This window comes from Corallococcus terminator, from assembly GCF_003611635.1.
In the GTDB taxonomy this organism is placed as follows: domain Bacteria; phylum Myxococcota; class Myxococcia; order Myxococcales; family Myxococcaceae; genus Corallococcus; species Corallococcus terminator.
Map to the genome: position 1 here is coordinate 14670 of NZ_RAVZ01000051.1, position 23027 is coordinate 37696.

The following is a 23027-nucleotide window of genomic DNA, read 5'->3' on the forward strand; positions in this document are numbered from 1 at the left end:
TCGTTGGTCATGTTGACGAACACTGGAAACCCGCACGAACGCCTGTCATCTTGCTGGGACTGCGCGGCGCGGCAGCGACGTTGAAGGGTCGTGAAGGCGGAAGTCGGTCAAGGTTGGGCGGATTGAACGTATTGGGTAGCAGGACGGAAAAGAGTTCCGTCCCGGGGCTGTAAAAACTCCCCGAAACCGAAGGGTGTCTCCGGATGCGCTGGAACACGGGTCGCGACGCAGTGTCGGAAAGGCGAAGCGGATCAACCGTTTGGCGCGACCGTCCGCGCAAGCCCGAAAATCCCGGGTCCTGGCACACCGCTGGCATCCGTTCCTGACGCTGTCCGCAACCCCCTCGCTTCTCCAGGCCCCGGTCCCCCTCCGTGCTCGCTTCGCCGTCCTTCACCTGTTCCTGCGGTCAGCCCCACTCCGATGCGGAGGCGTGTCCCACGCTGATGCGGGGGCTCGATACCGGTGGCACCCTGCTGTACGCGGGCACGCCACCTCCGGGACCGGTCGCGGCGATTCCACTGACGCCTTCGCCCATGTCATCGCCCACGCCCATCGTCCCGTCGTTGGTGGGCCAGGAGTTCGGCCGTTTCCGTGTCGTGCGCGAGCTGGGGCGCGGCGGCATGGGCACCGTGTTCCTCGCGGAGCACACGCTCATCCAGAAGCGCGTGGCCATCAAGGTGCTGCACGCGCACCTGGCGCAGGCGCCGGATCTCGTAGCGCGTTTCCTGTCCGAAGCGCGCACGCTCACGCTGGTGCAGCATGAGAATGTCGTCACGCTCTACGACCTGGACTCGCGCGAGGGGCGCCCGTACCTGGTCATGGAGTACCTGGAGGGGGACAGCCTCGCCCAGTTCGCCCGCGGCCCCATGGCCCCGGCGCTGGTGGTGGACCTGATGACGCAGGTGTGTGACGCGCTCGGCGCCGCGCACTCGCACGGCATCGTCCACCGCGACCTGAAGCCCGCCAACGTCTTCCTGGTCCCCGGCCCCGGTGGCAAGCAGCGCGTGAAGCTGCTCGACTTCGGCATCGCGAAGCTGCTGTCCCGGCCCGCCGGTGAGATGACCACCGAAGTGGGGGTCCTGCTGGGCACCCCGGAGTTCATGGCCCCCGAGCAGTGCGGCGACGGGCTGGTGGATGCCCGCAGCGACATCTACGCGGCGGGCGTGCTGGCGTACCTGCTGCTCACCGGACAGGTGCCCTTCTTCGGGCGCACCGCGGCGGAGATCCTCGTCGGCCACCTGCAGAAGGAGCCGGTGCCGCCGCACGAGGTGTGCGCCGCCGTGCCGCAGGCCCTCTCCAAGGTGCTGCTGCGCGCCCTGGCCAAGCGCCCCGAACACCGCTTCGCCTCCGCCGCGGAGCTGAAGGCCGCGCTGGAAGCCTCGCTGGCCCCGGCGCCCGCGCCGCAGGCGCCGAAGCTGTCCGCGCTCCTGCGTGGCACGGGCGCGCAGGCGTCGCTCGAACTCCAGGGCGAATGGGTGGGGCGCACCGGCCTCTTCTTCCCGCTGGCCTCCCCGCCGCCCGCGCTCCTGTCGGACGTGTCGCTGTTGCTCCGGCTGCCCGGCGGCGAGCTGCCCTGCATGGCCCAGGTGGTGCGCCACGTGACGGTCGAACAGGCCCAGGCGTGGCACATGGCTCCGGGCTTCGGCGTGCAGTTGCGCGACAGCGGCCCTGGCTTCCAGGCCACGCTCGCCCAGTTGCGCCACGCCACGCGTCCCATGCCCGGGCAGGCGGTGGCGTCCGCCGCCATCCCCACGCCGGAGGACACCCAGGCGGAGACCGTCCTCCAGGCCTTCCGCCGCCGGCTCGCCGGGGACCCGTACGCGGTGCTGGAGCTGCCGCGCGACGCCACCCTGGAATCGGTGCGCACCGCCGCCCAGCGCGCGCGCGGCGCCCTGGAATTGCTCAAGGCCCGCCCGCTGTCGGACGCCCAGCGAGCCCAGGTGGAGCGCGCCCTGGAGCGCGTCGCCGGGGCGCTCCACACGCTGGGCAACGTGGAGCGCCGCGTGGAGTACGACGCGACGCTGGGCAACGTGGAGGGCATCGAGCGGTGCCTCGCCGCGGGCCTCACCGCCACCATGCTGGAGCAGTGCCGCCGCCGCTTCCTCGCGGGCAACACCGGCCGGGAAGGCCGCGCCGCCGTGCACCGGCTGTCCGGTGACGCGCTGGCGTCGGTGGGCCGGCTGGAAGAGGCGCTCGCTGCCTATGAGCAGGCCGTCCGCGCGGACCCCCTGGACCTGGAGGGCCTCAAGCGCTGGCGCTTCCTCCGGGCCCGGGTCCGGGGCTCGGCTGCTCCCCGGTAAGGGGGCCGGCCACGCATCTGGACCGGGGGCGCCTTGCGTATGGGAGGGGAGTCCTCGTTAATCCTCTGCTCTCCCATGGCTTCCGAACCCGACGACAAGCTTCCGCCCCAGGGGCGGTTCAACCGCCTGCGCAAGCTGGCGGGCCTCTCCATGCACGTGGGTTCGGAGGTGCTCAAGACGGGCGCCAAACACCTCGCGGGTTCCAGTCCGTCGGAGCTGCTCAGCCTGGGCACCGCGGAGAAGCTGGTGGCCACGCTGGGGGAGATGAAGGGCGCGGCCATGAAGCTGGGCCAGGCGCTCTCCATGGACCAGGACCTGCTCACGCCCGAAGTGCGGCAGATGCTGGCGAAGCTCCAGAACCAGGCGCCCGCCATGTCCTACGCGCAGGTGTCGCGCGTGGTGAAGGAGGAGCTGGGCGCGCCGCCGGAGGAGCTGTTCCGCGAGTTCTCCCGTGAGGCGCTGGCCGCCGCGTCCCTGGGCCAGGTGCACCGGGCGGTGCTGCACGACGGCCGCAAGGTGGCGGTGAAGGTGCAGTACCCGGGCATCGACGCGTCCATGGGCCACGACATGGACAACCTGGGCCTCGTCGTGAAGACGGTGTCGAAGACGTCGAAGATGATGGACGGCACCGCGTACTTCCAGGAGTTCCGCGACGAGCTCATGCTGGAGCTGGACTACCGTCGCGAGGCGATGCTCGCCGCGGGGTTCTCCCAGAGCGTGGCGAAGCTGCCGGACCTCTACGTGCCGCAAGTCATCGTGGACCGGAGCGCCCGGCGCGTCCTCACGCTGGAGTTGCTGGAGGGCCTGACGCTCAAGGACTGGGTGACGACGTCCCCGGACAACGACGCGCGCTTCCGCGTCGCGCGCCAGCTCATCCGCGCCACCTACGGGCCCTTCCTGGACGCGGGGGAGATCCACGCGGACCCGCACCCCGGCAACTTCATGGTGATGCCGGACGGGCGCATGGGCCTCTTGGACTTCGGCTCCATCAAGCGCTTCAGCCCGGGCTTCGTCGCCGCCAACCGCCGCATGTTCCACCAGGCGCTGCGCCTGGAGACGCTGGACGTGCTGGCCCTGTGCCGGGAGGTCGGCTTCACGGTGGACATACCGGAGGCGGAGGCGGAGGCGCTCTTGCGCGAGGTGCTGCACATCGCCGGGCGGTCCATGCGCGCGGCGCCGTACGACTACGCCACCTGCGACATCAACCGCGACCTGCGCAACCACTTCACGCGCAACGCCGCGCGCTTCCTGCGCATCAAGCCGCCGCCGGAAGCGATGATGTTCTTTCGCGCCACCGGTGGGCTCGCGCAGAACCTGCGGATGCTGGGCGCGAACGGAGACTTCCGGCAGGTGTTCCTGGAGGTCGGCGCCCTCGTCGAACAGTGACGTGAGGGCGCCGCGAGGCGCTACTTCGCGGGGGCTTCGATGGCGCGCGGGCGCTTGTGCAGCCGCTCCAGCTTGCGCGCCAGGTCCGCGCCCTGCGTGCTCTTGGACAGGTAGCCGTCTGCGCCCGCCGCCAGCGCCAGGGCGCGCAGCTTGGCCTCGTCGGAGGCGGAGTAGAGGACGAAGCGCGTGTGCTCAGGGGCCTGCTGCCGCGCCAGCGCCAGCACCTTGTCGCCGCTGAGCGCCGGGATGTTCACATCCAGGAGCACCAGGTCCGGCGCCGTGGTGCGCACCAGGTTGGAGACCCCCAACGACGAGCGGTGCGTGCGCACCTCGAAGTTGTAGGAAGACAGCGTCCGCTCGGCCAGCGCGAGCTGGTCCGGGTCATCGTCCACGATGAGGACGCGAATCTTGGACTCCGACGACATGGTGGCTCCCCCTGGAACCGACAGTTGGGATGTTCCCGATCACGCTGCCCCAGGGACCAGCGTGCCGAGCACCCCCGGAGTATCGCCCAAGCGTCTCCCGGCTGGCCAGCCTCCCTGGAATTTTCTGGAGTGTCTCCCAGTGGAATGCGACCTGCCCCGTAGCCCCGGATGGGCGACACAACCCGCCGGCTCCCATGGGGCCGGGCAACCCATGGCAGCCTCCCCGGGCCCGCGGCCTTCTGCCTGGCGTCTGGCTGGCAGGTCGCGCCCGCGCTGCCGGGTGGCCCCGTCCTTGCCTAGCTTGAAGGGCGCGACTTCCGGGAACGAGGGTCCATGGCCAACCACGACATCATCGTCATCGGCGCCTCCACTGGGGGGGTGGAGGCCCTGACCCGGCTGGTCCAGCAACTGCCCTCGGACCTCCCCGCCACGGTGCTGGTGGTGCTCCACGTCGCGGCCCAGCACCGCAGCTACCTGCCGGAGATCCTCACGCGCTCCGGGCCCCTGCCTGCCCGCCATCCCCAGGATGGAGAGGCCCTGGAACCCGGCCACATCTACGTGGCGCCCAATGACAGACACCTGCTGGTGGAGCGCGGCCACGTGAAGGTGGTGAAGGGGCCCCGGGAGAACGGACACCGGCCGGCGGTGGATCCGCTGTTCCGTTCGGCGGCGGTCGCGTACGGGCCGCGCGTGGTGGGGGTGGTGCTCACGGGCGCGCTCGACTGCGGCACCGCGGGGCTCCTCGCGGTGAAGCGGGAAGGCGGGCTCGCCGTGGTGCAGGATCCCCAGGATGCGTTCTGCCCGGACATGCCCCGCAGCGCCTTGGAGTTCGTGAAGGCGGACCACTGCGTGCCGCTGGTGGAGCTGGCACCGCTGCTGCGTCGATTGGCGTCCACGCCCGTGTCCTCCCGGGCGCACCGGCATTCACGGCAGGTGGCGTCGGAAGTGAAGGCGATGACGGTGGATGTCCCCTCCATGGAAGAGCCGCCCGCGGCCTCGCAGTACGCGAAGGCGTCCCACTTCTCCTGTCCGGATTGCGGTGGCGTGCTCTTCGAACTGGATGAGGAAGGGCTGCTGCGCTTCCGCTGCCGCACCGGCCACGGCTACACGGCGGAGGCGCTGTCCAGCAGTCAGCAGCACCACCTGGACGCGGCGCTGTGGGCCGCCCTGCGCGCGCTGGAGGAGAGTGCGTCCCTGTCGCGCCGCATGGCCGCCAAGGCCCGGGAGCGCAACCACGGCCATTCGGCGGAGCGCTTCGAGGAGCGGGCCCTCACGGCCGAGTCCCAGGTGGAGCTGCTGCGCCGCGCGTTGCTGTCGGGGCCGTCTCCCGCCGCGGCGGCTGGTGACAACGAGGTCGGGGACGAACCCGGACAGACGGGCTGAGCGCGTCCCACGGGCTCAGCGCGGCTTGCGGCGCGCGGTCGCCTTCTTCGCCAGGGCCTTCTTCGGAGATTTCCGGTCGGCCGCGAGGGCTGGGAAGGTGAGCGTGAACACCGCGCCTCCCTGCTTCCGGTTGGCGCCGGTGAGCGTGCCGCCCGCGCGCGTCACCACGCCGTGGGCCATGGACAGGCCCAGGCCGGTGCCGTCGTTGCCCTTGGTGGTGAAGAAGGACTGGAAGAGGTGGGGCAGGTGCTCCGGCGCGATGCCGGTGCCCTCGTCCTCCACCGTGAGCCGCACCGTCGCGCCCTTGTGGACGGCCCGCACGTGGATGGTGCCGCCCCGGGACATGGCGTCGCGGGCGTTGATGAGCAGGTTGATGAGGACGTACCTCAGCTCCATCGCCGAACCCGCGACGAGCGGCAGTCGCGGAGGCATCACCACGTTCAGGCGCAGGAAGTGGCCCCGCGGCAGGGGGCGATGCTCGATGCCGCCCCGGGCGATGTCCACCGCGTCCCGGACCACCTCGGTGAGCTGGACGCGCTCCCGGAAGGCCCTGGCCTTCTGGCGCGTGAAGTCCTGGAGCCGGCTCACGCGCGCATCCGCGTCGGACACGATGCGCGCCAGGGCTTCCAGGTGCGGCTGGTGCTGGCCCGTGGGGGCCACGTCGTGCTGGAGCATCTCCAGCCGCATCCGCATGGCGTTGAGCGTGTTGCGCAGGTCGTGCGCCATGCCCGCCGACAGCTCCCCCAGGGCGCGGATCTGCGCGCGCTCCAACATGGTGGCGCGCGCGCAGAGCAACTCCTCCTCGTCGCGCGCCTGCTCGGTGATGTCGCGCGCGAGCACCAGCACGTGACCTTCCAGGGGCCCGGCGACGCGCTCCGAGCGCACCTCCAGCACCTGGGGATGCGCTTCGTGGGTCTGGCGGTAGCGCGCGACGCGCGACCCCACCGACTCCAGAGCCAGCGCCGCATCCCTCTCCACCTGGGCCATCTCCCGCAGTGAAGCATGCGTCGGCGCGGCACCCGTCCGCACGCCGAGGCCGGGCTCGGCCATGCGTTGCCAGGGACCCCGGTTCCTGTTGAGCGCATGCCAGCGCGAGTTGGCCAGCACCACGCTGCCCGCGCTCAGCACCGCCAGCGCGCTGTCGCTCGTCTCCAGTGCCCAACTGGACAGCCGGAAGGTGCTGACGTGCAGCGTGGTGCGCTCCTCCAGCCTGCGCACCAACTGTTCGTGCTTGGCCAGCAGCTCGCGGTATTTTCGCAGCAGGCCCGGCTTCTCCTCTGGCGCGGGGACGGGGTGGGGCGGCGGAGGCGAGCGCCGCGCGCTCATGCCTTCCTCTTCGTCTTGAGGAGGCGGTTCTCCTCCAGCAGCGCAGCCGCCCGGGTGGTGTCCTCGAAGAGCACGATGGAGCCCAGCACGTTCGTCTCCGTGACGAGCGGGGTCGCGACCAGGGTGGCGCTGCCCGTGCCCCCGTGCGGAAGCTGGTAGGGCACCCCTTCCAGGCGCAGCGAGCGGTTCTCCTGGAGGTGTCGGCGCAGCTTCTGGATGAGGGGGCGCTTGAGGGCGGGCACGTGCAGGGACCACAGCTTCTGGCCCACCGCCTCGCGCTCGGTGACGCCCAGGAGGCGTTCGGCGGCCAGGTTCCAGGTGGTGATGCGGCCGTCGCCCTCCAGCACCAGCACCGCGGCGGAGAGCGTGCGGATGATGGTGCGCTGGGTGAAGGCCAGCGAATCCATCTCCAGCGTGCGGTGCGCCAGCTCGCGGTTGGTGGCGTCCAGCTCCGCGTTGGCGGACTGGAGCTCCTCGTTCGTCGTCTCCAGCTCCTCGTTGGTGGACTGGAGCTCCTCGTTCGTCGTCTGCAGCTCCTCGTTGGCGGACTGGAGCTCCTCGTTCGTCGTCTCCAGTTCCTCGTTGGAGGCCCGCAGCTCCTCGTTGGAGGACTGCATCCGCAGGTTGATGGACTGCAATTCCTCCTGCACCGACTGCAGCGCCTGCTCCACCCCCCGGGCAGTGGTCACGTCGTGGGTGACGTACAGCAGGCCCTGTCGCGCGCCCGTGCGGTCGCGCAGGGGGACCACCTGCGTGCGCACGGTGATGGAGTCGCCGCCAGCGTTCTCCAGCAGGCCGTCGGAGAACTCGCGCTCGGTGCGGCCGTTGCGCACCCGTCCGGTCTGTTCGATGAGCAGGTCGCCGATGAGCCCGCTCAGACCCAGCGCGGACAGCTTCTTGCCCAGCACGTCGCCTTCGTTGCGGTTCCACATCCGCGCCGCCGCGCGGTTCCAGAACGTCACCGTGCCGTCGTTGTCGGTGGTGATGGTGGGGCAGGGCTGGGAGTCCAGCAGGTCGCGCAGGAGGGAGCGCTCGGGTTCGATGGCCGCCGCGATGAGGCGGGGCGGAAGGGTGGGCTCCGGTGGCAGCCGGTCTTGCGTCGTGGTGACCACCTCCACGTGGGCGTCCTTGCGGTAGATGCGCCGCGCCAGGTCCACGGGCCGGAAGATGCGGGCCGCGAAGGGGATGAGCTCCGAGCGGCCCAGCATCAGCAGGCCGTTGCGCCGGAGGGCGAACTGGAAGCGCGCCAGCACCCGCTTCTGCAGATCCGAGTCCAGGTAGATGAAGACGTTGCGGCACAGGATGAGGTCGATGCGCGACACGGGCGCGTCCGACACCAGGTTGTTCACCCCGAACACCACCGCGCGGCGGATCTCCTTGCGCACCGTGAAGGTGTTGCCGGTGCGCACGAACCAGCGCGCCAGCCGCTCCTTGGAGACGTTCTCCAACTGCGCCGGCGTGTAGATGCCCCGGCGGGCCCCGGCGATGGCGTCCTCGTCCACGTCCGTGCCGAACACCTTCAGCTCCGGGCCGGGGTGGCCCGGCCCCAGGGCCTCCGCCGCGGCGATGGCGAGCGAATACGCCTCCTCGCCGGTGGCGCAGCCCGCGCTCCAGATGCGCAGCTCCTTGTCCGGGCGCTGGCGGATGAGCTCCGCCAGGGACTCCTCCAGCGTCTGCCACACCTCGCGGTCGCGAAAGAAGGTGGTCAGCTTGATGAGCATGGAGGAGACGAGCGTGCTGACCTCCGCGGGCTCCCGCTCCAGCAGCGCCAGGTAGGCGGCGCGGGTGCGGCAGCGCGTGGCCTGCATCCGCCGCTCGATGCGGCGCTGCAACGTGGCGCGCTTGTAGTTGCGGAAGTCGAAGTTACGGACCTGCCTCACCTTCTCCAGGATGGCTTCGAGTTCACTGTCGCGAGGGGGGCGGGTCGCCATGCGGACGGCCTAGCGCAGCCCCCGGACTCCAGCAACATCCGCTTCCCGACCTCTCCCTTCCTGAACATGTTCGCCGACCCAGTGTCTCCTGCCGGAGGCACGGCCTCGCGAAGCGAAACGCGGGGACGCCTGTGGCATCGTCTCCGAGGAGTGTCGTGACTCGCAGGCGGAAGCAGGGGTGGCTGCGTGGCTGTGGAAATGAAGCTGACGGGGAGCGGGATCCGCGTCGCGGTGTTGGAAGACCAGTTGCTCTTCCGGGAGACCCTGGTGGCGCTGCTGGAGGGCGCGGGCATGAAGGTGGTGGCCCGCTGCGCGGAGACCCGTACGTTCCTCTCCAACATGCGCGCCGCCGCGCCTGACGTCGCCCTGGTGGATCTGCGGCTGGAGCAGGTCGGCCGTGGCTCGGTGGAGGACGGCGTCATCGTGCTCAAGCACCTGCACGATTTCCATCCCCGCGTGCGCCCGTTGGTGTTGTCCGGCCACCATGAGCAGGAGGTGGTGGAGCGCTGCGTCCAGGCCGGTGCGGCCGGCTACCTGTGCAAGCTGAACGTGAGCGTCCACGAGGTGGTGGAGGCGGTGACCCGGTTGGCCCGGGGCGAACGGCTGATCCCCATGAAGATGCTCAACCCCCAGACCCTGAGCCAGGAGGATATCGGCGCGCCGGCCTCCGCGCTGACCGCCCTCACCCTGCGCGAGCGCGAGGTCCTGGGCTACGTGGCGGCGGGCGCGGACAACCTGAAGATCGCCGCGCACCTGGGCATCACCGAGCGCACGGTGAAGGCCCACCTGACGAATATCTACCGCAAGCTGGGCCCGGAGAACCGCGCGCAGCTCGCCGTGATGGCGTGCGAGCTGGGCGTGACGCGTCCGGTGATGTCCTCGCAATGACAGACATCCGGAAGCCCCCTGGGCGTTCGTCCCAGAGGGCCTCCGGGTGGAGTCCTCGCCGCACCCCCAAGCGCGTCGCTCAGGGCGTCGGCGCGGGGTCCCCTTCCAGTTCGTACCGGGGCGCTCCCAGGTGCTGGAGGAACCATTCCCCGGCGAGCTCGGCCACCCGTTCCAGCTCCGCGTCCTCCTGGAAGTGGTGGGTCGCGCCCGGGATGATCTCCATGTGCTTGGGCGCCTGGAGGTCGGCGTAGGCCCGGCGGTTGATGTCCAGGCCCAGCGCGTCCGCGCCGCCCACGAGCAGCAGCGTGGGAGCCCGCACCTTGGGGAGCACCGCGCCGGCCAGGTCGGGCCGGCCGCCCCGGGAGACGACGGCGTCCACCAGCTCCGGACGGTTGGCCGCGGCGGACAGCGCCGCGCCCGCGCCGGTGTGCGAGCCGAAGTAGCCCACGCGCAGGCCGGTGGTGTGGGGTTCGCGTTGCAGCCACCGCGCCGCGCCCGCCATGCGCAGGCCCAGCAGGCCCATGTTGAAGCGAAGCTGCCGCGTGCGGCGCTCTTCCATCTCCTCGCTGGTGAGCAGGTCCAACAGCAAGGTGCCCAGTCCCATCGCCTGGAACAGGCGAGAGGTCTGCGCGAGCCGGGGACTCTGGCGGCTGCTGTCGCTGCCTCGCGCCAGCACCACCACGCCCCGCGCGCCCGCGGGCACCGCCAACCGCCCTCGGAGGAGGACGGCGTCATCCACCGGCACCATCACCTCGCGCTCCAGGTGCGTGCGCGCCGCCGGTGTTCCTCCACGCGTCGCGGGGGCTTCCCGCGGCTGCTCCGACGACCCGTGGTCCTGCCGTGCTGCCCTCAACCCCGTTCGTGACCGGGGACCTGTCATACAGGCTCCTCCCGTCTGCGTTTGGCTGACCTGCGACCGAGGGTAAGTTGAGCACCCCCCCAGCCGCTGTGACCTGTCGGAAGGTCCGGGCTGTCCGGCGTCCGACACCGCATTGTAGGGAGGGAGGAGGCCCGAGGGAAACGACCCACCCTGGAGGGTGGGACCCCTGTCGGATTTCAGGGCTTCGTGGCCACCACGAGCTCGAAGGGGCCGGGCAGCACGTGCGCGTCCCGGAAGCCCGCGGTGGTGAGCGCGTCCAGGTAGAACTCCACCTCGCGCAGCCGGCTGGAGCACGCGTCCACGCCGATGAGGAAGTAGGACCAGAAGAACTGCGCCGCCAGTCGCTCCGGCGTGCGGAACTCCTCGCAGATGAGCACCCGTCCGCCCGAAGGCAGCGCGGCGAAGGCGGCCTGCATCAACTGGCGCGCCACCTCCGCGGGCCAGTCGTGCAGCACGCGCACGAACGACAGCGCGTCGTAGCCCTGGGGAAGCGCCTCGCGCAGGAAGTCCCCGCCCACGAAGCCCAGCCGCTTTGGCGTCAGGCCCGCACGCTCGCGCGTGCGGGTGACGAGCGCCTCGGTGGCAGGCAGGTTGTAGACGTCCACGTCCAGCTTCGCGTGTTCGCGCAGCAGGTGCTCCGCGAGCGTCCCGTCCCCGCCGCCCACGTCGAGCAGCCGGGCCCCGGAAGGCCACAGCGCGCCCGCGTGCGCGCGGAACGTCTCCAGGATGGGGCCCAGGCCCGCGGCCATGCTCGCCTCGAAGCCCTCCACCTGTTCGGGCGTGCGCGGAGGCCAGTCGAAGGAGGCGGCGGACATGGAGTGCTGGCCGCGCAGCACCTCTGGCAGCCGGCCATGCAGCGCCTTCCAGTCGTACTTCTCCCGGTCGCGCTCCAGCGCGCGCGGCCCCAGCACCGCCTCCGCCGCCGCGCGCAGGCCCTGCACGCCCCGGTAGCGCGTGTCCGCCAGCGCGTCGGAGGGCTGCTCGCGCTGCACGAGCCCCAGGCTCTCCAGGCAGTCGAGGAACTTGTACAGCCGCTGCGGCACGAAGCCGTGGCGCGTGGACAACTCCCCCAGCGTCACCGGCCCGGGCTCCAGCGCGTCCAGCAGTCCCAGCCCGAGCGCCGTCTCCACCACGTCCAGCGCGCGAGCGCCGTTGAACAGCAGGTGCAGCAGGGCGCGCGGTGATGCGGCCTCACGCGGAGGCGATGCGGGTGCCGGAGCGACGGGCGGAGCAGACAGTGCCGCGCTCATGCGGCCTCCTTGCGCTGCTCTTCGATGAGCGCGTCCATGAAGCCATCCACCTCTTCCGGCGTGTTGTAGAAGTGCGGCGCCGCGCGCAGGAAGCCCCGGTGGCTGCAGATGAAGCCGCGCGCCACCAGCCGCTGCATCACGCTCACGTCGCCAGGGAAGCTCAGCGCCACGATGCCGCCGCGCTGGTGCGGCTCGCGCGGTGTCACCACGCGCAGGCCCGCTTCATCCGCGCGCGCCATCAGCCGCGACGTGAGCTTCAGCGAATGCTCGCGCACCGCCGTGATGCCCACGCCCTTCAAGAGGTCCAGCCCCGGCCGCGACAGCAGCACCATCAGCGGCGCGGGCGTGCCGCCCATCATCCGCCGCGCATCCGGTGCCCAGGCCTCCGCCGACTGGAAGGCCAGCGGCGACGCCCCGGCAAGCCACCCGGTGTCCGCGGGCCGCAGCGTGGGCAGCAGCTCCGGACGCACGTACATGAACGCGTACTCGGAGCCGCCCAGCCACTTGTGCGCGCCGCCCATGAGGAAGTCCACGTCCAGCGCGCGCACGTCCACCGGCACCGTGCCCACCGTCTGGTACGCATCCGTGGCGATGAGCGCCCCGGCCGCGTGCGCCGCCTTCGCCACGCGCGCGACATCCAGCAGCGCGCCGGTGGAGAACGCGGCGTGCGACACGCAGACCAGCCGCGTGCGCTCGTCGATGGCCGCCTCCAGCGCCGCCTCATCCACGCGGCCGTCGCGCGACGGCACCACCACCAGCTCCGCCCCATAGCGCGCGAAGCCCTTCCAGATGAAGGGCACCGTGGGGAACTCCAGGTCGGTGACGATGACGCGGCGGCGCTCGCCGCTGAAGTCCAGGCAGGTGCCCAGGCGCGACAGGTGCGCGCTCAGGTTCACGTCCAACGCCACGGACGCGGGCGGAGCGCCGATGAGGCCCGCCACCGCATCCGCGTAGCCCTGCATCTGGGAAAGCCATCCATCCCAGACGGCGTCGCGCCACGTGCGCATCGTGGTCCAGTACTGCGCGAGCACTCCCTCCACGGCCCGGGGCATCGCCCCGGTGGAGTTGCTGTTGAGGTACGTGCAGGTCTCAAGCAGGGGATACTCCGCGCGCAGGGCCCCCGGGAGTACCCCCTCGATCACGTCTGGCTCCTCAGCTCGTGGGGATGGGGATACGCCGCCGGCGCGCCGTGGGCGTGCATCGCGGTCGGTGCGGCGTGGGCGTGCATCGCGGCCGGCGCGGCATGGGCGTGCATCGCGGCCGGCGCGGCGTGGGCGTGCATCGCGGCCGCCGCGGCGTGGGCGTGCATCGCGGCCGCCGCGTCGTGGGCGTGCATCGCGGTCGGCATGGTGTGGCCGTGCATCATCGGGCACCCGCCCCCGCGAGGCGCCGCGTGCGCGTCCGTCCCTCGCGACGCACCCGTCGCGTAGCCGCCCTCGCGCTTCCAGCCGTTGGTCATCTCCACGCGCACGTCCCACAGCGCGCGGAACAGCGGCAGGGTCATGCGCCCGGCCAGCACCTGCGTGGGCAGGCCATCCAGCGCCTTCACCGAACGGTCCACGCCGATGGTGCGGCGCACCAACTGGAAGTGCGCGAACAGCCAGCCCTGGAAGGCCTCATCCATGCTGACCAGGTTCTCACAGACGTGCTTCAGATCCTCGTGCCCCCCGGCCGTGTAGATCTGCATCAGCGTCACACCCCGGCGCTCCAGCATGCGCTCCAGGGAGGACTCCAGTCCCGTGGCCGCCAGCCGGAACGTGTTGTAGCCCGGCGACTCCTGCCCGCTGCCGTTGCCCAGGCTGCGGCGGATGACCTGGTACGCCTCCGGCGTCATCGTCTCCAGGATGGCCATCTCGGAGCTGATGCACTGGAGGATGCGCTGCACCCGCGCCAGCCGAGCAACCACGGCCCACAGGGCGTCCCGGTCCAGCTCCGCCACCACTTCCACGATCTCCCGCGACGCCAGCTTCAGGTACAGCTCCTGGGACTGGTGGACGATCTGGAACATCAGCTCGTCGTGCGACACGCGCTCCGCTTCCGCGGACTGCAGGCCCAGCAGCGTCCCCGTGTGCAGGTAACGCTCGTAGTCCAGCTCTCCCTTGCCCACCCACTTCTTCAGCATCGGGTTGAAGAGCGGCTGAGTCAGCTCGTGCTTCAGTTTTTCCGCGTGGCTGTAATCAGTGGACATGAACATAGCTCCCTCCGGGGTGCAGGAACGTATGAGTGCTGGGTGGAATGCGCCCCGGTTCGGGGGGAACAGTGAGCGCGGAAAACTCTAGAAGCGACTACCTTACAGGGCTTTCTGTAGAGTTCAAGATGTCAGCCCTACTTGGTTATCACTTTCCGAGATTTTTCTCGCACCCGGAGGCAGGGTGGCCCGAGGGGTCGGGCGCACCCAGGGTACTGCTCACCCCTCAACAGGTGAGGGATTCCGGCCCGGCGTAGCGGGCCGGGGCTTCAGACGCATCGCGTTGAGCTTCTGGGCCAGGTCAGCGCCCTGCACGCTCTTGGAGATGTAGCCGTCCGCGCCGGAGGCGATGGCCAGCGAGCGCAGCTTCGCCTCATCCGACGCGGAGTAGAGGATGAAGCGGGTGCCGGGGGGCGCGTACTGGCGCGCCAGCCCCACGACCTTGTCCCCCTTGAGGGCGGGGAAGTTCACGTCGATGAGCACGAAGTCCGGCTCGGACGCGCGCACGATGTTGGACACACCCAACGCGGACGTATGGGTCTGCACTTCGAACCCGTACGCGCTCAGCGAGCGCTGTACGAGGTCGAGCAGGTCCGGGTCGTCGTCCACCACAAGGACGCGCGGTTTTGGTTCAGCCATGGCTTCTCCCTAGGTACTGACGAATCGTCTCGATCAACTGATCGCGATCCAGGGGCTTGGTGAGGTAGGCCGTGCAACCGGCCGCCTGCGCCTTGTCCTGGTATTCGCGCCCCGCGTGGGCGGTGACGGCGATGACGGGCACGTTCTGCCCATCCGGCAACGCCCGGAGCCTGCGGGTGACTTCCCAGCCGTCGAGTCTCGGCAGGGACAAATCCATGAGGATGAGGTCCGGCACGTCGGCGCGCGCGCGCTCCAACCCCTGCTCGCCGTCCTCCGCCTCGATGAGGTCATACAGCCCGCCCAGGTAGCGGCGGACGATGTCGCGGTTCTGCTCGCTGTCCTCCACGTACAGCACGCGGGGCAGCTTGCCGGCGCTCGCGGCGCGCTGGGACATGAGCAGGCCCTTGGCCTGGGAGATGACGTCCTCCAGGGCCGTGCCGCCCTTGCGCACGAAGCCGGCGAAGCCGTCGCGCAGGAGCGTCTCTTCTTCCGGGGTGAGCGTCTTGCCGGTGAGCACCACCACCGGCACTGACAGCTTCTCCGCGCGCAGCCGGCGCAGCACTTCGAAGCCGTCCAGGTTCGGCATCATCAGGTCTAGCACCACCAGGGACGGCGGCGACACGCGCGCCTTGAGCAGCGCGTCCTCGCCGTTGCGCGCCTCGTTGGTGGAGAAGCCCGCGCGGCGCAGGTTGCGGCTGACCAGCTCGCGCGTGGCCGCGTCGTCGTCCACCACCAGCACGTCGCCCGTGGCGGAGGTGGCGCCCGCGGAGGCGAGGCTCTTCTGCACCACCTCCACCAACCGCTCCGGCTCCACCGGCTTCACCAGGTACTCACACGCGCCCAGGCTGAAGCCGCGCGCGCGCTGCTCCTCCACCGACACGAGGATGACCGGGATGGCGGCGAGGCTCGGCTCGCTCTTGAGCTGGCTCAACACCGACCAGCCGTCCATCCGGGGCAGGTGGATGTCCAGCAGGATGGCCTGTGGCTTGAGCTCGCGCGCCAGCTTCAGCGCGGCGATGCCGTCATCCGCCGTCACGACCTTGAAGCCCGCGGGCTCGAGCTGGCCGGTGACGAGCTGCTGGATGAGCGGATCATCATCCACCACCAGCACCGTGCTGCCCGGCCGCGCCATGGGCGCGAGCTTCTGCGCCACGTCCTGGATGGGGACCAGCCGCTCCGTCGCATGCGGGCTGTTGGCGCCCACCGTGGTGGCCAGCACGTCCGGCAGCCGCACGGTGAAGGTGGAGCCCCGGCCCAGCGTGCTCGTCACGTCCACGGTGCCGCCCAGCACCCGCGTCAGCTCGCGCACGATGGCGAGCCCCAGCCCCGTGCCGCCCACCTTGCGCGTGGTGGAGCCGTCCACCTGGCGGAACTTCTCGAAGATGAAGGGAAGCTGGTCGGAGGGGATGCCCACGCCGGTGTCCTCCACCGTCATCAGCATCTCACCGGAGCCCGCGGGCACCACCGTGAGGGCGACCTCGCCCGTGTCGGTGAACTTGGCCGCGTTGCTCAAGAGGTTGAGCATGATCTGCCGCAGCTTCAGCGCGTCCGTGCGCACCTCGGCCGCCTCCGCGTCCACGTGCACGGTGAGGGCGACGTCCTTGCCCTTCAGGTACTCCTTCACCGTGGCCATGCACTCGTCGGCCAGCTCCTGCACGTCCACCGGTTCGGTGACGACCTCCACGCGGCCCGCTTCAATCTTGGACAGGTCCAGGATGTCGTTGATGAGCGCCAGCAGCGTCTTGGCGTTGGACTTCACCACGTTGAGGTCGCGCCGGCCGTGCGGCGTCAGGCGGTTGCCCTCCTCGCGCATCAGCAGGTCGCAGTAGCCGATGATGCCGTTGAGCGGGGTGCGGATCTCATGGCTGAAGTTCGCCAGGAACTCGCTCTTGAGCCGCACGGCGCCTTCGGCCTCGCGCGCGCGCTCCTCCTCGTTGCGCTTGGCGACGGAGAGCTCCTGGGCCAGCCGGTCCAGGTCCTCGTTCTGCTGACGGATGATCTCCATCTGCAGCGCGCGCTGCTGGTAGCTCGCCAGGGAGCGGGCGGACACCGCGCGTGTCTTCTTGATCTCCTCCAGGCTGGCGGCCAACTGGAGGTTGGCGGCCTCCAGCTCCTCCTTGGAGGCGCGCAGCATGGCCTCGTTCTGCTTGCGCTCGGTGATGTCGTCGGTGACGCCCATCACGAAGCGCGCGATGCCGTGGTCGTCCACCAGCGGAATCTTGCGCGTGGCGAAGATGCGGTCCTCGCCGTCGGCGCGGGCCACCTCCTCGAACGTCTTCATCTTCCGGGTCTCGAGGATCTCCGTGTCGATGGCGACGAACGAGTCCGCCTGGTCATGCGGGAAGTAGTCGTGGTCCAGCTTCCCCAGCAGCCATTCCTTGGTGACCTTGAAGGCGTCCGCGAACGTCTTGTTGGCCACCACCAGCCGGCGCGTCTGGGCGTCCTTCACGAACAGCACGAAGGGCAGCGCGTCGATGATGTTGCTCAGCAGGTAGTTGGTCCGCTTGAGCTCCACGCCCGTCGCCTGGTGCTGGGCGCGCTCGGCGTGCAGGCGCAGCTCGCGCGCGACGATGAAGGGCAGGTGGCCGTAGCGGTCCTCGGTGACGTAGTCGAGCGCCCCGAGCCGCATGGCGGCATCCAGCGTGTCCGGGTTCCAGGCGGGAGAGCTCACCACGAACGCGAGCGACAGCCCGCGCTGCTGCCACGCCGCGTGGACGGCGTCCCAGGACAGCCCCGGCAGCTCCGAGCCCAGGAGCACCAGCGCGTAGGGCCGCGCCAGCGCCTTCTCCAGGGCGTCCTGCGTGCACGCCTGCTCCAGCGTGAGCATGGAGAGGATGTCCTCGCGCTCCAGTGCATCGCGCATCGCGCGCGTTTCGCGCTCGCTGCCCACCAGGAGCAGCGAAAGGGTGTACCCCAGCGGAGCTTCCGCGAGCGCCACATCGAACGGTTGGTTGGCCATGTGTCTAGTTGGAACCGAACGCCAGCACGGTCAGCGTGGTGTTGATGTGGAAGCCTGAGTAGATCTCGAACTGCACGTTCATCCCAGCAGCGGACGGTGCGAGCTTCAGGGCTTCGGAGAGCTGGGGCACCACGCCTGTCGCGTTCGCGTACCACATGCGTCCGCTGCAGTGGAACAGGAGGGCGGCCTGGGGGTTCTGGACCCGCCTGGGCAGCTCGTCGGCGAAGAAGTCGCGCGTCATACCCGCCAGGTCGCCTGCCTTCATCAAATCCAGCTCGCTTCCCTCCTCCAGCAGGTTGGCGAACAGGATGGAGCCGTCCTCCAGGGGCCGCCACGCGGCGCGGATGAAGTACTCGCGGCCCACCTTCAGCGCGGTGGGGCGCACGGCGAAGCCCTTGGGCTTGCCGAACTCCAGCTCGTCCGGGGTGACGCCCAGGATTTCGGCGTAGCGCTTGGCGGCCGGGAAACCGTCGATTTCGAGCGCGCGCGTGTGCGTCTCATCCACCTTGGTGATGGTGAGCCGCTGGCCGGTGGGCACGTACCAATGCGAGCGCAGCGCGGCCCAGGGTGCGTTCGTCTTGAAGAGGGCCACGAGCACGCCGTCGCCGGCCACTTCGCCATCCACGTGGATGAGCGCGGACTGGCGCGAGGGGTCCGGCTCCGAGTCGCTGGCGCCGCCGCCCACCAGCACCAGCGTCTGGTTCTTCTCCAGGATGCCCAGCAGCAGCTCTTCTTTTTTGTAGCGGAAGCCGTCGTCGATGACGAGGCCCACGTACCGGCGCGCGTCCAGGTCCTGCTGGCGCACGCCCAGCTCCTCGCACGCGCGCTTGATGGCCTGGGCGCCCGCGGCGATGGCGTCGCCGGTCAGGCCGCTGCCCAGGCCCAGGCCCACCTCGAAGTCGCCGGAGAGAGCGCCCAGCACCACGCTGTTGGTGTGGATGCCGTTGTTGTCCAGCTCCCCGGCGGTGGTGGCGCCCACCAGCCGGGTGTCCTTGGGGAGCCGCTCACGCACCGCGCGGTTGAGCGCGCGCTGGTCACGCTGACGGGAGGCGAAGAGCGTGACCAGCTTCGGCGGGGGGCCGTGGAGCTGTCTTAGGAGGTCCTCCGCCGCAGCGACTGGATCCGTGAGCGTGGAGCGAGCCGTCTGCATCTTCACGTTGGCCATGGAGGACCTTCCCTTGCGCCCCGGGCTTGGGCGGCTAGAGGCCGCTGCCCGGGTGTGTCTTGTGACAACTGCCGGTGCACTGCTGGAACGATTCGCGACCGCCGCCGACGTACATGCTTTCGATGGGGCCGAAGGACTTCACGTGGCTCTCAGGATAGCTCTTGTGGCACGACAGGCAGGCGGCCTTGCTGGTGCGCTGCGTGGTCTCCTTGTCCAGGTGGCAGGAGGAGCACTTCTCCAGGGGCGCGTCGAAGCGGTTGGAGCGCGAGTGGATGAAGTGCGTGCGCACGAAGATGGGGCCTTCCAGTTCGAAGCCCAGCGGAGCATGGCACGACGCGCACGCGGCGCGGTTGTCGTTTCCATGCAGCACGGTGCCCAGCTCGCCGCCCTTGCTGTGGCAGCTATTGCAGGGCCCGGTGGTCAGCCTGGCCTCGGTGTGGGTCTTGGTACCCACCTGGATTTCAATGGTGCGCGAACCGGGGATGTCCTCACCCAGGAACACGCGGCGGCTCTTGGCCGTGACCAGGTAGGTGCCCGGCTTCGCGTCCGCGGGCAGCTTGTAGGTCCAGGTGTCGCTGACGGGCGCGTCCCAGCGGCCTTCATTGGGGAAGAAGGCGCCGCCGAAGAGCTTGTTGGCGGAGGGGAAGATCTTGAACTGCGCGTACACGCCGTCTCGCGCCGGGGTGGCGAGGGTCTGCACGTCCTGGGAGTCGTCGAGGAACGCCTCCAGGTCGATGATGGTCCGGATGGGCTTGATGTCCTGCGCAGGCCCGATGAGCTGCGTCATCATCATCCGTTCACGGTGCTTGCGGCGGTAGTACGTGGCGGTCGGGTCGAAGAAGGCCTGATAGTACTGGATCCCGGCGGGGTTGCCGGGAGCGCCCGGCAGTGCGACCTCACTGTAGAGTGGAAGGCTGCCGGCGGGGTGCAGCGGCTTGCCCTTCCCGTCCTTCAGGGTCATCTGGAAGGTGACATCCGACCCGGGGGCGTACGTGCCGTCCTTGCGGGGCGCCGTCAGCGCCTTGATGTCGATGCCGAACCCATAGTCGTACGCGGGCGAGTTCACCTGCGTGACGGGGATGTAGTAGGGCGCGAACGGACGCAGGCTCCAGCGCAGGCGCAGGCCCTTCGTCTGGGACGTGAAGGTGAGCGTCTGCTTCTTCGCGTGGTCGTACGCGTTGCGCAGCTCCACCAGCGCCTCCTCCTCGAAGGCCCTGGCACCCGTACAGTCCGTGAGGCTGCGACAGTCGCGCGCCCACTGGATGGCGCGCAGACGGCGGATGAAGAAGTCGTCACGCTCCGTGCGGCGCGACTCCTCGCTGCCGATGTTCAGGAGCACCGGCGGCCCGGTGAGGATGCCGCGCGCGTCGACCGGCTCCACGGTGAAGAGGCTGGTCACCTTCATCCAGGCCGCGTCGCGGTAGAACCGGCGGCGGGTGAAGGTGCCGTCCGCGTTGGAGAGGCCGACAAACTCCTCGTCCTCCAGGCGCACACCGGCCCACCCGGCGGCCAGGAAGTCGCTGTTCTGGCGCAGGCCGTTCACGCCTTCGTCCACGGTGGCGTTGATGGAGGCGCGCAGGTCGATCTGGTTCACCCAGAAGGTCTGCCCGGCCTTCACCTTCAGGGGCACGCCCTTGCCGTTGTCCACTTCCAGGGCCAGGCCCACCGGCGTCGCTTTGTTGCCGCCACCCCAGCGAGCCTCCTCGTCCATCACCGCCTGGGACTGGGACGAAAGCTCCAGCGGGGCGTCCTGCTCCAGGGAGGCGGAGGCCTCAAAACCCGAAGTGTCCTGTCCACCGCACGCCAGCGCCAGGCCCGTCATCGCTGCCAGCAAGCTCGCGCGGCCCGCGGAACCCACGCGGGGGGAAGTGCGAGTACACCGCGCCCTGAAAGCTCCAACTGCCACCATGGGGGACTCCTCGAAGGCTTGATTGGCGGACGCTTACAGTCACAGCGTCGCGTTTCGTGGACCGGGTAGCCCTTCCGTCGGGGGGACGGTGGCGGATGAGGTCCGACTCAGAACCGGCTTTTACCGGGAGTGAGTAGTTTTAGCCGTACGAAGAATATCCACAACGAACAGATCGATTCAACTTCTGAGAATAATTCCGCTCAGAGGGGAACTGGACTGTTTGGGACTGGATGGGAGGGGTACCTGGGGCACAACCCACCCGGACGGGTCAGGCGCGAATCGCCGCGACGACACTCGCCGGGACTTCCGAGGAGAACGGGAGTTCGACGGTGAACTCGGCGCCCTCACCCTGGCGGCTGTGGACGCGGATGGTGCCGCCGTGGGCCTCCACGAGCTGCCGGACGATGTAGAGGCCCAGGCCGAAGCCGGGGGCGTGGCTGTCGGTGGTCACCCGCTCGAAGCGGGCGAAGAGGCGCTGCTGGTCCTCCACGGGGATGCCGGCGCCGTGGTCTCGCACGATGAGCCGGGCCTTGTGGGCGTCGTGCTCCACGCGCACCTCCACCGGCTGGCCCCGGCCGAACTTGAGGGCGTTGCTGACCAGGTTGGTGAGGACGCGGTCCAGCCGCTGGCGGTCCCAGCGGCCGGAAGCGGCGCCCCGGGCATGGACGGTGAGGGCGCAGCCGGCGGCGGTGGCCTGGTCCTCATGGCGGGCCACCACCTCGCGCGCCAGCTCCACCAGGTCCATGGGCCGCGCCTCCAGCTCCAGCCGGCCGCCGGACAGGCGCGACAGGTCCAGCAGGTTGTGCACCAGCCGGCCCAGGCGCTTCGTCTCGTCCTCGGCCAGCAGCAGCCCTTCGCGCAGGCGGGGGTCCTCCGCGTTCGCGGGGGCGCACTGCAGGCGCAGGCGGCGCAGGCGAAGCTGGAGCGAGCTCAGCGGGTTGCCCAGGTCGTGCGCCGCGACGCCGATGAGCTCCAGGGCGCCCTGCGTGGCGGCGAGCAGGCGGGCGTTGTCCAGCGCCAGCGCGGCGCGGGACGACAGTTCCTCCAGGAAGGCCTGGTCGGCGGCGCCGTAATGACGGTGCGGGCGGGTGGACAGCAGGCACAGCGCGCCCAGCACGCGGTTGTCCACGATGAGCGGCACGCTCAGGGCGGAGCGCACGCCCAGCGCGCGCCACAATTCGCCGTAGGTGCTGTCGTTGACGGACGCGGGCAGCCGCTCCGGATCCACCTCCGCGAAGCGTTCCGCGCGGCCGGTGTAGACGACGCGGGCGGGGCCGGGCTCGTCGCGCGCGGGCCGGCGCAAGAGGGGCTCCCACAGCCGCGTCTGGGTGGCCGCGTCCGCGCACGTCACCGCGCCGGGGCGCACGTGGCCGTCCTCGTCCGGGAGGTAGAGCACGCACGCGTCCGCCACCTCCGGCACGCACAGGCGGGTGAGGTCGGCGCCCAGGGCCTCCGCGCCGGCCTGGGGCTGGAGCACGCGGCCGGCCTCGGCGAGCAGCGCCTGCATGCGTTCGGTGCGCTTGCGCTCGGTGATGTCGCGCGTCACCTCCGCGAAGCCCTGGAGGTGGCCCGCGTCGTCGTACAGCGCGGTGAGCAGCGTCTCCGCCCAGAAGCGAGAGCCGTCCTTGCGCATCCGCCAGCCTTCGGACTGCAACCGCCGCTCGCGGGCGGCGCGCTCGCGGTAGCTGGCCGGCACGCACCGGGCCACCGCGTCCGGCACGTGCAGCAGCTCCACGTCCTGGCCCACGATGTCCTCGGACGTCCAGCCGGTGAGCCGCTCCGCGCCGGTGCTCCAGCAGGACACCTTGCCGTCCGACTCCAGGAAGCACAGCGCGTAGTCGGACACGCCATCCATGAACAGGTGCAACCGCTGTTCACTCTGCAGCCGCTCCGCGTGCATGGGGCCCAGGGCGTTTCTCAGCACCATGCCCAGCGCGGCCACGCAGCCCAGGCCCAGCAGCGCGGCGAGCAGCGTGCGCAGGTTGGAGTCCTGGTGCGAGGCGAGGGCGTCACCGGCCACCAGCGTGTGGGCCGCGGAAACCATGATGGCCAGCAGGATGAGTCCGGCCAGAAGGCACACGGACAGACCCGCCCCGACCTGCTGAGCGAAGGTCCAGCGACGCAGCATGTGGCACTCCCCCCCGACGGCACCGAGCGCTTCTGTGCAGAAGGACCCGCAGCATCACTGAAAAAGTAGGGCGAATGACATCGCACTCCCGGGCAGGGTAGTCATTAACCCATGCTTTCCCGGAATACCTGGGCAGGATGCGCCTTGCCGTCAGAGAAGAAAAGTTCCTGGCGGCGGGTCGGGGCCCGGGTGTCCGTTGGTGGACATCTGGAAATCCGGTGGAGATCCAGAAAAGGGCCGCCGTTCACCTGGGCCGGGGCGCGGGAAGGG

16 protein-coding genes are annotated in these 23027 nt (G+C 70.2%); 4 read left to right on the plus strand and 12 right to left on the minus strand.

The window, feature by feature from the left end; all coding sequences use genetic code 11:
* Window positions 1–443 precede the first annotated feature (443 nt).
* Both D7V88_RS10410 and D7V88_RS10415 read left to right on the plus strand, forming a co-directional pair.
* Entirely contained in the window at window positions 444–2300 is a 1857-nt protein-coding gene (locus D7V88_RS10410; RefSeq protein WP_244238084.1) for a serine/threonine-protein kinase, read from the plus strand.
* Window positions 2301–2375: 75 nt separating this feature from the next.
* Entirely contained in the window at window positions 2376–3686 is a 1311-nt protein-coding gene (locus D7V88_RS10415; protein ID WP_120540471.1) for an ABC1 kinase family protein, read from the plus strand.
* 20 nt (window positions 3687–3706) lie between these two features.
* Here the strand turns inward: D7V88_RS10415 and D7V88_RS10420 are convergent, their stop codons facing one another.
* Window positions 3707–4111: a response regulator gene (locus tag D7V88_RS10420; protein ID WP_120540472.1), complete on the minus strand. Its 405-nt coding sequence runs from the start codon at window positions 4109–4111 to the stop codon at window positions 3707–3709.
* 333 nt (window positions 4112–4444) lie between these two features.
* Here D7V88_RS10420 and D7V88_RS10425 point away from each other — a divergent pair, with 333 nt between their 5' ends.
* Window positions 4445–5494, plus strand: a complete 1050-nt coding sequence (locus D7V88_RS10425) for a chemotaxis protein CheB (RefSeq protein WP_120540473.1) — start codon at window positions 4445–4447, stop codon at window positions 5492–5494.
* 15 nt (window positions 5495–5509) lie between these two features.
* Here the strand turns inward: D7V88_RS10425 and D7V88_RS10430 are convergent, their stop codons facing one another.
* The gene (locus D7V88_RS10430) at window positions 5510–6820 is read right to left on the minus strand and encodes a sensor histidine kinase (protein WP_120540474.1); all 1311 of its coding nucleotides are present in this window, start codon (window positions 6818–6820) and stop codon (window positions 5510–5512) included.
* A complete protein-coding gene (locus D7V88_RS10435) occupies window positions 6817–8751 on the minus strand; it encodes a CheR family methyltransferase (RefSeq protein WP_120540475.1) in 1935 nt (644 codons plus the stop codon). Before D7V88_RS10435 ends, D7V88_RS10430 begins: the two co-directional genes overlap by 4 nt.
* A 186-nt stretch (window positions 8752–8937) precedes the next feature.
* Here D7V88_RS10435 and D7V88_RS10440 point away from each other — a divergent pair, with 186 nt between their 5' ends.
* The gene (locus D7V88_RS10440) at window positions 8938–9639 is read left to right on the plus strand and encodes a response regulator transcription factor (RefSeq protein WP_244238085.1); all 702 of its coding nucleotides are present in this window, start codon (window positions 8938–8940) and stop codon (window positions 9637–9639) included.
* A 79-nt stretch (window positions 9640–9718) separates the two neighbouring features.
* On the opposite strand, the gene D7V88_RS10445 is transcribed toward D7V88_RS10440, so the two are convergent.
* The 9 genes from D7V88_RS10445 to D7V88_RS10485 all read right to left on the minus strand — a co-directional run bounded on the left by D7V88_RS10445 (window position 9719) and on the right by D7V88_RS10485 (window position 22757).
* Window positions 9719–10519 carry a dienelactone hydrolase family protein gene (locus D7V88_RS10445; protein WP_244238086.1) on the minus strand — a complete coding sequence of 267 codons (801 nt, stop codon included), beginning with the start codon at window positions 10517–10519 and terminating at the stop codon, window positions 9719–9721.
* 176 nt (window positions 10520–10695) lie between these two features.
* A complete protein-coding gene (locus D7V88_RS10450) occupies window positions 10696–11769 on the minus strand; it encodes a methyltransferase (protein WP_120540478.1) in 1074 nt (357 codons plus the stop codon).
* On the minus strand, window positions 11766–12911 hold the full coding sequence (locus tag D7V88_RS10455) for an aminotransferase class V-fold PLP-dependent enzyme (protein ID WP_120540479.1): 1146 nt from the start codon (window positions 12909–12911) through the stop codon (window positions 11766–11768). Before D7V88_RS10455 ends, D7V88_RS10450 begins: the two co-directional genes overlap by 4 nt.
* Entirely contained in the window at window positions 12908–13957 is a 1050-nt protein-coding gene (locus tag D7V88_RS10460) for a tryptophan 2,3-dioxygenase family protein (RefSeq protein WP_244238087.1), read from the minus strand. Before D7V88_RS10460 ends, D7V88_RS10455 begins: the two co-directional genes overlap by 4 nt.
* A 219-nt stretch (window positions 13958–14176) precedes the next feature.
* Complete coding sequence (locus tag D7V88_RS10465; RefSeq protein ID WP_120532300.1) at window positions 14177–14596, minus strand: response regulator; 420 nt, start codon at window positions 14594–14596, stop codon at window positions 14177–14179.
* A complete protein-coding gene (locus D7V88_RS10470; protein WP_120540480.1) occupies window positions 14589–17555 on the minus strand; it encodes a response regulator in 2967 nt (988 codons plus the stop codon). Before D7V88_RS10470 ends, D7V88_RS10465 begins: the two co-directional genes overlap by 8 nt.
* A 4-nt stretch (window positions 17556–17559) precedes the next feature.
* A complete protein-coding gene (locus D7V88_RS10475; protein WP_120540481.1) occupies window positions 17560–18720 on the minus strand; it encodes an FIST signal transduction protein in 1161 nt (386 codons plus the stop codon).
* A 34-nt stretch (window positions 18721–18754) separates the two neighbouring features.
* Window positions 18755–20629: a cytochrome c3 family protein gene (locus tag D7V88_RS10480; protein ID WP_120540482.1), complete on the minus strand. Its 1875-nt coding sequence runs from the start codon at window positions 20627–20629 to the stop codon at window positions 18755–18757.
* 268 nt (window positions 20630–20897) lie between these two features.
* Window positions 20898–22757, minus strand: a complete 1860-nt coding sequence (locus D7V88_RS10485; protein WP_120540483.1) for a sensor histidine kinase — start codon at window positions 22755–22757, stop codon at window positions 20898–20900.
* Between the last annotated feature and the right edge of the window lie 270 nt (window positions 22758–23027).